Raw genomic sequence first — 12,779 nt, 5'->3', positions numbered from 1 at the left:
GGGCCGCGCGAGGGACGTCAGTCCAGGATCGCGAACGCTCGCACCGGGAAGGTGCCGAACTCGTGGATCGCCGGCGGCGCAGCCGTGAATCGGGCACCACTCGGCGGCAGTTCGTCGAGTCGCGTGAGGTGCTCAACGACGTGGATTCCCGCGGCGAGCAAAGCCGAGTGCACGGGGCGCTCGCCCCCGCTCTGGGTGTCGTCGATATTGAGCGAGTCGATTCCGACGAGCGCCGGGCGCTGGTCCACCAGGTACTCGACCGCCTCGCGCGAGAGGTACGGGGCGTCGACCCCGTAGGCGGGGGTACCGAAGTGGTTGCTCCATCCGGTGTCGATGAGCACCGCGGCATCCGTCACATTCCGTTCCTGGAATACACCGGCAGGCACTCCGCGCTCCGTCGAGTCTCGGATGTGGAAAACCTCGGCCCGGAGATCGACAAGAGTCGCGAGATCCAGGCCGGCAAGGTCGGCGCCGTCCGCGTACCGGTGCCAGGGGCTGTCGAGGTAGGTGCCCGTGTTTCCGATGAGGCGGATGACATCCATCGCGAACTCCGTACCCTCCGCATACTTTCCGCGAGAGTCCTCTCGAGTGAGAAACGGCTCGATCTCGGGAGCGGGCAGCCCGGGGTAGGTGACGAGGCCTGCGCGAATGACGTGGCTGAGGTCGACGACGCGGCGGCGTGTCTCATTGGGCACGAGTTCTCCTTCTGATGCGCACGACCGTGACCACGACAGCGATCACGGCAAGAAGTGCGGGGATGAGCAGGTTGGCACCCGCGAGCACGAGCAGCCCAACGGTGAGGACAAGCGAGACCACGGCCATCCACCAGCCGAGGCTGAAGCGCGCGAGCAACCGCACGGCGGCGAGCGAGCCCACCACGTAGACGGCCACCATCGACGACGTGTGGATGAGGATGAACGGGGTGAGGTCGAGCCCCCGCGAGGCCGCGATGCCGAAATACGCCAGTTCGATGACCGCGATAAGGGCCAGTGCACGCCGCGGCACGGCACCCGCCTCGGCCCCCTTGCCGAACCAGCGCGGGAGGTGGCCGTCTCGACCGAGGGATGCCGCGAGGTTCGCGAACGCCGGAACGTACGCGTTCAACACACCGAGCGCGACAACCGCGGCAATCGCCGCGACGACCGCGGGCCCCCACTCCGGAACACTCACCGCGACAAGATCGATGAGGGGCACCACACTCGGTGCGCCGTCGCCGCCGAGCACACCGACCGTCACCACCTGTAGGGCGAGGTAGGCCGCTCCCACCACAACCACCGCAACGGCGGTCGCAATGGGGATCGTGCGCCGCGGGTTACGGAACTCGCCCGCAATGTGTGTCACGGCCTCCCACCCGGCGAAGGCCCACACGAAGAGACTGATCGCCGTGGCGACCCCGGCCCAGCCGTGCGGGAGGAACGGTTCGAAGTTCGGCGTGCGCACGTCGGGCGCCGTGACGGCGACAACACCGAGCACAACAACAACGAGGAGACCCGTGAGCCCGAGCTGGACCTTTCCGCTCACTCGCAGACCGAAAAATCCGATCCCGAGCGGCACCGCGAGAAAGGCCAGTGCGATCATCCACACCACCGAGCGGTCGGCACCGATCGCCGACGCGAGGTATTCCGCGCCGAGTGTTGCCACAACGGGCGCACCGAACTGGACACCGAAGAGAAACCAGTAGCCGGCCATCCGAGCTGCGGTATCCCCGAGGGCGAGCCGCACGAAAGTAGCAACTCCGCCCGCGTCCGGATATCGCGCGGCGAGCGCACCGAACGTACTCGCGAGAGGGATGGAGAGGAGGAACACGGCGGCAACGGCAAGGATCGACGCAGGCCCCGCCGCCTCGGAGGCGAGCCCCGGCAGCACGAGGATGCCCGTTCCGAGCACCGCGGCGATGTACAGGGCCGATGCCTGCACGACACCGATGCGCCCCGTGTGTGCGGGGGCCTCGGCATCCGCCCGCTCATTCGTCGTGGTCACGTTTCCATTGTGGAGTGGCAGTTTCGCCAACACGAGCACATTCCTGCCAAGCGAACGGCATAAGCCGCCACCGGCATCGAGTAGGACGAGCCGGGGTCCTACAGGCGGTCGAGCGCGCCGAGGAGGTCGGCGATGAGATCGTCGACGTCCTCAATACCGACCGAGAGGCGCACGATGTTCTCCGGCACCTCGAGGGCCGTGCCCTTGACCGACGCGTGCGTCATCTCCGACGGGTAGCCGATGAGCGACTCGACACCACCGAGCGACTCGGCCAGCTGGAAGAGCACCGTGGACTCCGCGAAACGTTTGGCCGCGGCGGCACCACCGGCGACAGCAACCGAAATCATCCCGCCGAACGACTTCATCTGGCGGGCGGCCAAATCGTGACCGGGGTGATCCGGCAGACCCGGGTAGAAGACCCGCTCGAGCTTCGGATGCCCGACCAGGCGATCCGCGATCGCCGCGGCATTCGCGGAGTGCTTGTCCATGCGCACGGCAAGGGTCTTGATTCCCCGAACGGTGAGCCAGGCATCCATCGGACCGGAGACGGCCCCAACACCGAACTGAAGGAACCCGACCTTCTCGATGAGCTCGGGATCGTTCAGAACGATTGCACCGCCGAGCACGTCGGAGTGGCCACCGAGGTACTTGGTTGTGGAGTGCACAACAACATCCGCCCCGAGTTCGAGGGGGCGCTGCAGGTAGGGCGAGGCAAAGGTGTTGTCGACAACAACGGTCGCGCCGAACTCGTGGCCGAGGGCGGCGAGCGCCTCGATGTCGGTGATCTTCATGAGCGGATTCGACGGCGTCTCGACCCACAGGATCTTGGTGGCGTCCGGCCGGATCGCGTGGCGGACCATCTCGAGGTCACCCATCTCGACCGTGGAAATCGAGACCCCCCACGGCACAAACACGCGGCTCACGAGCCGGTGGGTTCCGCCGTAGACGTCGTTACCCATGACGATGTGGTCACCGGGCTTCAGGATGGATCGCAGCAGGGTGTCCTCCGCCGCGAGTCCGGAGGCGAAGCTGAAGGCCGCGGCTCCCCCCTCGAGGGAGGCGAGCAACTCTTGGAGCGAATCGCGTGTGGGATTACCGCCGCGCGCGTACTCGTAGCCTCCACGGAAACCCCCGATGCCGTCCTGCACAAACGTCGACGTGAGATAGACGGGAGGGACAACCGAGCCCGTCGACGGGTCGAAGTCCTGGCCGGCACGGATGGCTCGGGTAGAGAAGTGGTAGTCGGGTGTTTCGGACACGGGGGATCTCTCTGTCGGGTGAAGTCGAGTCAGGCGCTGAGGAAGGCGAGCAGGTCGTGGCGCGTGACCACGGCGGCCGGCTTCCCATCGCTTGTTACCAGGAGGGCGTCGGACTCCGCGAGCGCGTCGCGAACCGCCTCGACCGAATCCTGCATTCCGATCAAACCGAGCGGGGGGCCGACGAATTCCTCGAGTGCGTCGGTGAGCTGAGCACGGCCGCTGAAGACGGCGTCGATGAGGGTTTTCTCGTCGATCGAGCCGACAACCTCTCCCATGACGACGGGTGGCTCCGCCGTGAGGACGGGCATTTGCGAAATATCGAAACGGCGCATCTTGTCGATCGTGTGGCGGACCGTGTCCGACGGATGCACGTGCACGAGGCCAGCGAGGTCCGGGTCTTTCGTACCGACCAGGTCGGCGACCGTGCGATCCTCCTCGGCGGGAAGGAAGCCGTAGGACCGCATCCACTTGTCGCTGAAGACCTTGCCGAGGTACCCGCGGCCACCGTCGGGCAGGAGAATGACCATGACATCGTCCGGGCCGAGCTCACGCGCAGCTTTGAGACCGGATGCCACGGCGAGACCACTGGAGCCGCCGACGAGGAGCCCCTCCTCACGGGCGAGCCTGCGGGTGAAGTCGAAGGATTCGGCATCCGATGACGCAATGATCTGGTCGACGACGGTGCCGTCGTATGCGCTCGGCCAGAAGTCCTCCCCGACACCTTCGACGAGGTAGGGGCGTCCGGTACCACCGGAGTACACCGAGCCTTCGGGGTCGGCGCCGATCACAACGACTCCCGGGTTCTGCTCCTTGAGGTATTTACCGACACCCGAGATGGTGCCGCCGGTGCCGACACCGGCAACGAAGTGGGTGATACGCCCCTCGGTGTCGCGCCAGATCTCAGGGCCCGTGGTCTCGTAGTGGCTGAGCGGCCCGTTCATGTTGGAGTACTGGTCCGGTTTGAACGCTCCCGGGATCTCGCGCGCGAGCCTGTCGCTCACCGAGTAATAGGACTCTGGGCTCTCGGGTGCAACGGCCGTCGGGGTCACAACGATCTCGGCACCGTACGCGAGCAGCACGTTTCGCTTGTCTTCGCCGACCTTGTCCGGGAGCACAAAAATGCACCGGTAGCCGCGCTGCTGGGCGACGAGCGCGAGGCCGATGCCCGTGTTGCCACTCGTTGGCTCAACGATTGTTCCGCCCGGCTTCAGGAGACCTTTGGCCTCGGCGTCGTCGATGATGCGGGTCGCGATGCGGTCCTTCGAGGAGCCGCCGGGGTTGAAGTATTCGACCTTGACCAGCACCGTCGCCTCGATGCCCTCCGTCACGGCGTTCAGGCGGACGAGGGGTGTATCCCCGATCGTGTCGAGGACAGTATTGGCGTACTTCATGGTGCGGCCAATCTACCAGCGGGCCCTTGGTGTATTACGGGGTGGGGAGGCTCCGGCGTTCACACCGGTCTCCGAGCATCCATACGACAGAATGAACCGATAAGACTTGCCCCGCCCGATGACGAGGATGCCGTGTCCGATAACTCTCAGAAACTGACCGTCAAGCAGCAGCGCGAAGCGCAGCGTGCAGCGAAGGTCGCAGCGCTCAAGAAGAAGCAGGCCGCAGAGAAGCGCACCCGCACGATCGGGATTGCGGCTGCGATCGTCGGCGCTATCGCCGTTGTCGCCCTCATTGTGACGTTTGTCGTCATCGTTCCCTCGACCCAACCGCAATCGGCACCGGACCCTGTCGCCTCGGGCGACCCCGGTGACATCGAGATCGAGGGGCTCATCACCTACGACGACCTGACGGCCAACCACGTGGAGGATGTTGTCACCTACACGATGACCCCGCCCGCCGGTGGCGATCACAGCGCGACGTGGCTCAACTGTGGCGTGTACACGGAGCCGGTCCCCGACATGAACGCCGTGCACTCCCTCGAGCACGGCGCGGTGTGGGTCACCTACAACCCCGACGACATCGACGCCGACGCGATCGCCGAACTGCGCACCCAGCTTCCGTCCAGCTACATCGTCATCTCGCCGTACGACGGCCTCGACTCGCCTCTCGTCGCGTCCGCGTGGGGTGCGCAGGTGCCGCTCGACAGTGTGACCGACGAGCGTCTCCAGTCCTTCCTCCAGAAGTACTGGCAGTCGCCCACCGGACCGGAGCCTGGCGCGCCGTGCACTGGCGGTGTCGACGGGCCCGGTCAGATTGCCTGATTCCTCGACGGGAGCGGGGCGAGGTCGTCTTCTCGCCGCCGCCATCGTCGTCGCGCTCGTGCTTGTGGGCGGCGCTTTCGCCATCGGTCGCGTGACCGCGCCGGTGGTTGTGCTGCCCACCACAACAAGCGCGGATGCTGGTTTCGCCCGCGACATGCAAGTGCACCATCAGCAGGCCGTGCAGATGGCCATGATCATTCGGGATCGCACCGATGATCCCGCGGTGCGTCAGCTCGCGTATGACATCGCCACCACACAGGCACAACAGGCCGGTCAGATGTACGGCTGGCTCGCATCGTGGGGTCTGCCGCAACTCGGCGAGCCCGCGATGACGTGGATGACGCGACCGGCACCCGACGGTTCGGAGCACGGACACAGCGGCGATACGCCGACACACGAGCCGGGCGCCCCCATGCCCGGAATGGCGACCCTCGACCAGCTCAACGAACTGTCCGAGCTCAGCGGGGTGGAAGCCGAACGCCTCTTCCTTGAGCTCATGATCGCCCACCACCAGGGCGGAGTCGAGATGGCGGAAGGTGTGCTCGCGCGCACCGACACCACCGTCGTGCGTGACCTCGCGACGAGCATCGTGAAGGCGCAGGAATCGGAGATCGCACTCATGGAGTCGATGCTCGCCGAACGTCAGTAGGCCTCACCGACGGGACCGGTCGCGGGACTGCACACCCTGACGGCCCGGGATGCCCGGCCGTGACGCTCTCGGTATGAAAACTTCCATCATCCCGACCGCACTCGCCGTCGCCATCACCGCCAGCACCCTGACCGCGTGTGTCACCCCCGACCCACTCGCCAGCGAGATCGCAACCTACGCTGCCCTCGACTCCGACGGGATGGCACAGCTCAGCGGGCGAGCTGCGGCGCTCGCTGACGAGCTCGTGATGACGGCGGCCGGGCATCCGGATGTCCCCTTCGCTCTCGTCTCGCGCCCCGATCTGGAGGGCGGGCCGGGGTTCAGCGCCGCCGACTCGATCGCCTCGATCACCGAGGGCTTCGCGCACAAAACGATCTCCCGCATGCTCGTGGAGAAACTCGGTGACGCCCGGACCACGGATGAGCCGCTCGCCGGGGCATCGACAGACGGCAGCAACCCGTCCTTCAGCTTCCGCGTCGACAACGGCCACCTCGTCGGCTCCACCCAGCAATCGACAACCGCAGCGAGCAACGGCCTCACGGCGAGCGCGGAGGTGGGCACGACGATGGATGTCACCGCCTGCCCGGCCGCGGACGGCAGTGTGACCGCGACCGTGTCGTTCCGCACCAAGGGCTCTGCGGCAAAGTCGACCGCCGAACTCAGTGGTGAACAGTGGGGCGCGTTGGACTTCTCCATGACCGCGACCGGTCGAGTCGGCGACGACGCGAATCTCCTCTCCCTCGACATCGCCTCGACCGCCGAGATCACGAGCGGCATGGGCGCGACCACGGCGGGAGGCACCGCGCGCGACGGCATCAACTTCGCGAGTTCGTGGACGTACACGCTCCCCTACGAGAAGGGAGAGCCGGGAAAGATCTCTCCGAATGCCCTCCCCACCATCACGCGTGCGAGTCAGTCAGTCGGCGTCTCCGAGAAGCTGCAGCTGCTGAAATCGACGGCTGGCATGACCTACAGCCTCGCGACAACGGTCTTCCAGTCCGCGCAGGAGCACTGGAGGTCCGGAGCGTGTGTGCAGATGGGCATCGCGGCCGACGCCGATCTGCCGACAGTGGAGAAGGGAAGCAGCACGGGCGTCACCGTCACCCCCATCGCCAAGGCGGACAACAAGCCGACGGGTGGAACGATGACCGCCGAACGGCAGGAGGGGGCAGGCACCATCGATCCGACGGATGCCCGCCCAACGCCCACGGAGTACCGCTACGCCGCCCCCGACGCCGACGCCGACGACACCACGCTCGTGCTGTTCACCGCCACCTCCAAGCGCGGCATCGGACTGCTCACGCAGAAGTTCCAGACGACCATCCCCGGCTGGGTCATCCACGAGACGATCAACGGCATCGAGACGTACGCCATGAAGTGCGGAACGTTGAGCGGCGAGTGGTACGTGACCTCGTCGGGCGCCGGGTGGTATCAGGCGACAAGCTGGGCTCAGGTGGACGCCGAGACAGCGACGGGGTCGTATGGCATCAGCGGCTTCGCGAACGGATTTCCCTTCAGCGGTGGCGGTGCCATCACGCTCGAGACACTCGACGACGGATCACTCGTCATGCACTTCCTCCCCGGGGAGACCGGGTACGTCGGCAACGGTGTCTTTCCGGTGCGGGAGGATCCCGAGATCTGCAACTGATGCGGGACTCCAGTCCCGTGCGCGCGGGACACCTCACCTGCCACGATGGTGCTCATGACTGCCGTGCCACCACCCGCCTCGCTCATCGCCTGGCGGGTGGTGGCGGTCGCGATGGTGCTCGTGAGCGTTGCCGCGACGGTCGCATCGATCTGGCTGGACTCGGTGACCCTCGAACAGCTCGCCGGCGACCCGTCGTACGCCGGTTCCGCGTGGTCGGCAGCGGTCGCGGGGCTTGTGCTCGTTGTTCCCGGAGCACTATTGGTGTGGCAGGTTGGCGGGCATCCGGTCGCGATCGTGCTCACCATCTTCGGGGCCCTGTGGGCGCTCGACGGACCGGCCATCGGGGTTGTCAACCTAGCGCTGGTGACAGGCGAGGACTCCGCACTCGCGTCGTGGGGTTTCTGGTATTTCGCGCGATTTGGGTCGATTCTGCTGCTTCCGATCCAGGTCATCCTGCTCCTCTTCCCCGACGGTCGCCTGGCGACGGGCGCCTGGCGCATCGTGAGCATCGTGAGTCTCGCGCTCGCCTCCTTGCTCCCCATCACCTTCATCCTGCAGCCGGCGAAGAACCTCGGCGGGGGTATCGCCGTGCGTGAAGAACAGCTCGCGAGATTCGACCCCGGCTTCCTCGCGATCCCGCTACCGGACGCGGTCTGGGCGACACTCTCGACGATCGCGCAACCGAGCGCGGCGATCGCGAGCATCCTCGCCATTGCCGTCACCATCAGCCGTCGTCGCGGTGCGAGCTTCGAGCGTCGGGCCCAACTGCGGTGGCTGATCTGGGCTGGATTGGTTTTTGTCGCTCTGCTCGTCGTCTCCTCGTTTTTGCCAGTGATCGTGCAGGAGTTCGCCTTCACGATTGGGCTCGGTTTTGTCAGCGTTTCGATCCTCATCGCCGTCACGCGACACGGTCTGTACACCGTGGACCGCTTGCTGAGTTGGACGCTCGTTTACGCACTCCTCATCGCGAGTGTTCTACTCGTCGACGTCGGCATCTACCTCCTCGTCGGCGCGATCTTCGACGACCGCGTGACGATGCTCGTAGCCCTGCTCATCGTGGTGGTCGCCTACGCGCCGCTGCGCGACCGGCTCTTCCGGGCGGCCAGCAGGCTCGTCAACGGCAGGCGTGACGATCCGTACGCCGTCGTCTCCGAACTCGCGGGCCGACTGGAGCAAGCGGGCGGAACTCGCGACCAGCTCACCGAACTCGCCCGCTCCATCGCGAGCGCCTTTGCCTCCGGCTTCGTTCGAGTCGAGCTCGACAGGCCGGATGGCACGGTCATCACCTCCGAGGTGGGAACACCCGCCGCGCACACCGCGTCGCTCCCCCTCGAGCACGACGGCAAACACATCGGCCGCATCCTCATGCAAGAGGGCAGGCGCCCCGCGATCTCGCCACGGGACAGGAGGCTCCTGAGCGATCTCGTGCGGCTTGCCGCCGCCGCGATCCTCAACGCCGAACTGAACCGGGAGTTGCAGGCGATCCGCGAGGGTCTCGTCACCGCGCGCGAGGAGGAGCGCTCTCGGCTCCGGCGCGAACTGCACGACGGTTTGGGGCCGCTGCTGGGGGGCATCCGGCTCCGACTGGAGACGTCGCGCAATCTCATCGAAAAGCAGCCCGAGAAGTCGTTGAGTGTTCTCGATACGGCCATCGACGAGTCGAGCGAAGTGATCGCAGAAATCAGGCGGCTAGTGCACGACCTCCGGCCACCGGCGCTCGACGACCTGGGTCTTGCGAGGGCTGTCGAGCAACAGGCTGACCGGTTGAGCGGTGGTGACCTCGCGATCTCCGTGAGTGTGCCATCCCCCATCGAGCCTCTGAGCGCCGCGGTCGAGGTCGCCGCCTATCGCATCGCCTCTGAGGCGCTCACCAACGTCGTCAAGCATGCCGGCGCCACGGCAGCGGTCGTGCGGCTCATCCGCACTGACGCCGCACTCGTCGTGGAGATCGAGGATGACGGCATCGGTATTTCGGCGACCTCCGTCGCGGGTGTCGGCACGGTCTCCCTACGTTCCCGCGCCACCGAACTCGGCGGCAGCGTCGAACTCTCCGAAGCACAACCGGGCGCCGACCGCCCCGGAGTTCTCGTGCGAGCCACCCTTCCCCTTCCCGTCCCCGCCGCAGAGGATGCCACACCATGACCGACCCCACTCCGCTCCAGATCGTGATCGTCGACGACCACCCCGTGTTCCGCGACGGACTTGCCATGCTTCTCTCGTCGATGGACGGCATCGAGGTCGTCGCCACGGCGGGAGACGGACGCGAGGGGATCGAGACGATCGCCGAGGCGCAGCCCGATGTCGTGGTCATGGACGTGCAGATGCCGGAGCTCGATGGCATCGCGGCGACGCGGGAGATCACGTCGACCCAACCGCACATCAAGGTGCTCGTCCTCACGATGTCCAACGACGACGAGACAGTTTTCGCCGCGATGCGAGCTGGAGCGAAGGGCTATCTACTCAAGGGCGCTGCTCAGTCCGAGATCCGTCAGGCGATCGACATGGTCGCCTCGGGTGGCCTCGTGTTCGGCGCGGAGATCGCTCGCCGGGTGAATGAGTTCTTCGTGAGCGGGCCGTCGGCCAAGGTGCCGGATGTCGCGTTCCCCCAACTCACCGCGCGCGAGCGCGAGATCCTCGACCTCCTCGCCGCCGGCCGCTCCAACGCGCAGATCGCCCAAACACTTTTCCTCTCCCCCAAGACGGTGCGGAACAACACCTCGAACATCTTCACGAAGCTCCAGGTGGCCGATCGAGCCGAAGCTATCGTGCGGGCGCGCGATTCTGGGATGGGCCGCCTCTAGTCTCACGACGGGACAGCTGCGGGACCGCAGGCCCTGTCGGCCCGGGATCGATGCCCGAGAGCCTGGGAGCATCAACCACCCCGATGCTCGAAAGGCATACTCATGACTGACATTTTCGCCCCAACGTCCACCCCCGAAGCCCCGGTCGGGGCATCCACCAGACGGATCCCGGTCGGCCTGTTCCGATTCGCGGGTGTCGCCCTGGCGGCATTCCCCGTGCTCCTGTCGGCTGGCATGGTCTTCTCGCCCCCACAGACACTTCCCGGCGAGGCCGGCTACATCGCCTCCCTGGCCGCCGACCCGACCGTGAGCCTCATCTCGGCCAACCTGTTGCACTATGCATGGGTGGCGCTCGCCCTCGGCGTCATGGGTGTCATCGGTCTCGTGGCGGCGCGGCGCGGACGCGCGTGGGTTGCCATCACGGCTGTGATCGTCGCCTTCGGCGCCGTGCAGCTCTCCGGCCTGCTGCTGTCCGACTGGTTCCTCATCTCAGCCGGAAACAACCTCTCCATCGAGCAGGCCCTCGCGATGGATGCCGGCGCCAAAGAGGCTTCGGCCGGCGTGTGGCTCATCACTGCCCAGGTGTTCTCGATGCTGGGTGTTCCCGCCCTCAGCTTCGGGCTCGCTCGCGCTCGTGTGGTGAGCTGGTGGATCGCTCCGCTGCCCCTGCTCGCCTTCATCGTGCCGATGTTCAACCTCGGAGTCATCGCGGCCCTCGCGGTGGCACCGCTCATGGCCCCGATCTTCGTCGCCGCCTACAAGCTCATCCGTCTTCCTCGCACGGAGACAATCGCGATCAGCTGATGAAATCCCGGTGCTGGGTGCTCACGACCCCCGCGGCCTCGAAGGCGGCTTTCGCCTGCGAGGCCCGGTGGTCGATCGCCAGTCCCACGTCCCGTGCGAGTTGCGGACGGGTCTTGACGAGGGCATCCAGCACCGAGACGGGAACGTACAGGAGGGCGAGATCGCTGATCGCGCGGGCGGTGGCCGCCACCCCCTGGCGGGTGAGGGCGGTGAGTCCGAGCACGTCATCCCGATCGAGAACGGCGAACGTGACCTCGGTGCCCTCGTCCGTCGTGACCGAGAGTGTCGCGGCGCCGCTGATGATGTAGCGCATCCCCGTGGGCACCTCACCCGCCCGCTGAATGGTTTCCCCTTCTCCATAGCGCTCGAGTCGCACGTCGTGCGCGACCACCTCGATGTCGTCGTGACCGAGATAGAGGGCCGACGCGACACGCTCGACGGCCTCATGCACGTTCTCCTGCGAGTTGAACGTGTCGTTGTCATTGCCGTCGAGGTGCAGTCCCGCCCTGCGGGCCGCGTACCAGATGTGGGTGCGGAAGAGCTTCATCGTTTTGTAGTTGTCCGCGGGGCTTCGCACGGGGATATCGATGACGTACTTCGACTTCTCGATGGGTTTGACGGATGCCGGCTCCCCCGGCATAGCCGTCGGCAGGTCGGCCGCGACCGCCACACACGTGTCGATGACGTCCTGCGGCGCATCGTCCGACGAGAACCTCAGCACCACCGTTGCCTCGAACGGTGAATCGCTGCGAGAGATGTTGAGGAAGGTGCTTCCGGCGAGTGTCGCGTTGGGGATGATGTGCACACCACTGGAGTCCTTGAGGTGCACCGCACGCCAGTTCACCTCGACGATCTGCCCGCGCAGTCCGTCCACCTCGATCCAGTCGTTCAGGCTGAAGGGCTGCTCGAAGAGTAGGAACAGGCCGGAGACAACCGATCCGACCGCGTTCTGCAGGGAGAGACCGATGACGATGGACCCGACGCCGAGCGCGGTGAAGAAGCCGCCGACATCCGCATTCCACACGATCGAGAACAGGATCGCGAGGCACACCACGATGAGGATGACGCGCACGATGTCGACGAAGATCGAGGGCACCTTGCTGCGCCACGTGCCCTGCCTCGCGGTCACAAAGATGACGTAGTTCAGCCCGTTCAGGAGAACGAGGATGATGAGGAAGCCGAAAACCGTCGCCGTCACCTGGGTCCACGTGAGGTCGATGTCGGCGTAGGTCGCCTGGTTCAAGAGGAGCAGCAGCGCACCCACCGGTGCGACGTAGTTGCGCAGGAGCAGCACGATCTTCGCGGCGCGATTGCGCTGACGCTCGAGAAGGCTCTGCAGTTCGGTGAGGACCAGCAGGATGATGGGCAGCCCGATGATGACACCCGCTGCTGGCCAGAACCACGGCTCGTTCCAGATCTGCACGG

Annotated in this window: 11 protein-coding genes; 6 read left to right on the top strand and 5 right to left on the bottom strand. The window is 66.1% G+C overall.

Translation table 11 applies throughout. From position 1 onward, the window contains the following. Nucleotides 1–17: 17 nt before the first annotated feature. The 4 genes from LH407_RS09575 to LH407_RS09560 all read right to left on the bottom strand — a co-directional run bounded on the left by LH407_RS09575 (nucleotide 18) and on the right by LH407_RS09560 (nucleotide 4,630). On the bottom strand, nucleotides 18–695 hold the full coding sequence (locus LH407_RS09575; protein ID WP_322134216.1) for a cyclase family protein: 678 nt from the start codon (nucleotides 693–695) through the stop codon (nucleotides 18–20). Beyond that, the gene (locus LH407_RS09570; protein ID WP_322134217.1) at nucleotides 685–1,980 is read right to left on the bottom strand and encodes an APC family permease; all 1,296 of its coding nucleotides are present in this window, start codon (nucleotides 1,978–1,980) and stop codon (nucleotides 685–687) included. The genes LH407_RS09575 and LH407_RS09570 overlap by 11 nt, the downstream gene beginning before the upstream one ends. 98 nt (nucleotides 1,981–2,078) lie before the next feature. Then, entirely contained in the window at nucleotides 2,079–3,239 is a 1,161-nt protein-coding gene (locus tag LH407_RS09565; protein ID WP_322134218.1) for a cystathionine gamma-synthase, read from the bottom strand. 29 nt (nucleotides 3,240–3,268) lie between these two features. Beyond that, nucleotides 3,269–4,630: a cystathionine beta-synthase gene (locus LH407_RS09560; RefSeq protein ID WP_322134219.1), complete on the bottom strand. Its 1,362-nt coding sequence runs from the start codon at nucleotides 4,628–4,630 to the stop codon at nucleotides 3,269–3,271. Between the two features lie 132 nt (nucleotides 4,631–4,762). Here LH407_RS09560 and LH407_RS09555 point away from each other — a divergent pair, with 132 nt between their 5' ends. The 6 genes from LH407_RS09555 to LH407_RS09530 all read left to right on the top strand — a co-directional run bounded on the left by LH407_RS09555 (nucleotide 4,763) and on the right by LH407_RS09530 (nucleotide 11,354). Beyond that, on the top strand, nucleotides 4,763–5,452 hold the full coding sequence (locus tag LH407_RS09555; RefSeq protein WP_322134220.1) for a DUF3105 domain-containing protein: 690 nt from the start codon (nucleotides 4,763–4,765) through the stop codon (nucleotides 5,450–5,452). Further along, complete coding sequence (locus LH407_RS09550) at nucleotides 5,445–6,101, top strand: DUF305 domain-containing protein (RefSeq protein ID WP_322134221.1); 657 nt, start codon at nucleotides 5,445–5,447, stop codon at nucleotides 6,099–6,101. Before LH407_RS09555 ends, LH407_RS09550 begins: the two co-directional genes overlap by 8 nt. Before the next feature lie 73 nt (nucleotides 6,102–6,174). Then, on the top strand, nucleotides 6,175–7,749 hold the full coding sequence (locus tag LH407_RS09545; RefSeq protein ID WP_322134222.1) for a hypothetical protein: 1,575 nt from the start codon (nucleotides 6,175–6,177) through the stop codon (nucleotides 7,747–7,749). A 54-nt stretch (nucleotides 7,750–7,803) separates the two neighbouring features. Further along, nucleotides 7,804–9,891: a sensor histidine kinase gene (locus LH407_RS09540; RefSeq protein WP_322134223.1), complete on the top strand. Its 2,088-nt coding sequence runs from the start codon at nucleotides 7,804–7,806 to the stop codon at nucleotides 9,889–9,891. After that, nucleotides 9,888–10,550 carry a response regulator transcription factor gene (locus tag LH407_RS09535; RefSeq protein WP_322134224.1) on the top strand — a complete coding sequence of 221 codons (663 nt, stop codon included), beginning with the start codon at nucleotides 9,888–9,890 and terminating at the stop codon, nucleotides 10,548–10,550. The genes LH407_RS09540 and LH407_RS09535 overlap by 4 nt, the downstream gene beginning before the upstream one ends. A 102-nt stretch (nucleotides 10,551–10,652) precedes the next feature. After that, nucleotides 10,653–11,354, top strand: coding sequence for a hypothetical protein (locus tag LH407_RS09530; protein WP_322134225.1), 702 nt, complete (start codon nucleotides 10,653–10,655; stop codon nucleotides 11,352–11,354). On the opposite strand, the gene LH407_RS09525 is transcribed toward LH407_RS09530, so the two are convergent. Then, complete coding sequence (locus LH407_RS09525) at nucleotides 11,347–12,777, bottom strand: mechanosensitive ion channel family protein (protein WP_322134226.1); 1,431 nt, start codon at nucleotides 12,775–12,777, stop codon at nucleotides 11,347–11,349. The two genes, LH407_RS09530 and LH407_RS09525, sit on opposite strands and share 8 nt — an antisense overlap. Nucleotides 12,778–12,779: the final 2 nt, after the last annotated feature.

Source organism: Antiquaquibacter oligotrophicus (assembly GCF_020535405.1).
Lineage (GTDB): Bacteria > Actinomycetota > Actinomycetes > Actinomycetales > Microbacteriaceae > Rhodoglobus > Rhodoglobus oligotrophicus.
The sequence above is the reverse complement of the archived record's forward strand: the minus strand, read 5'-3'. Positions and strand labels throughout refer to the sequence as shown.

Coding starts and splice junctions, on each gene's coding strand:
- LH407_RS09560 (WP_322134219.1), bottom strand. CDS start 4,630: ATGAAGTACGCCAATACTGTCCTCGACACGATCGGGGATACACCCCTC.
- LH407_RS09545 (WP_322134222.1), top strand. CDS start 6,175: ATGAAAACTTCCATCATCCCGACCGCACTCGCCGTCGCCATCACCGCC.
- LH407_RS09540 (WP_322134223.1), top strand. CDS start 7,804: ATGACTGCCGTGCCACCACCCGCCTCGCTCATCGCCTGGCGGGTGGTG.
- LH407_RS09535 (WP_322134224.1), top strand. CDS start 9,888: ATGACCGACCCCACTCCGCTCCAGATCGTGATCGTCGACGACCACCCC.
- LH407_RS09530 (WP_322134225.1), top strand. CDS start 10,653: ATGACTGACATTTTCGCCCCAACGTCCACCCCCGAAGCCCCGGTCGGG.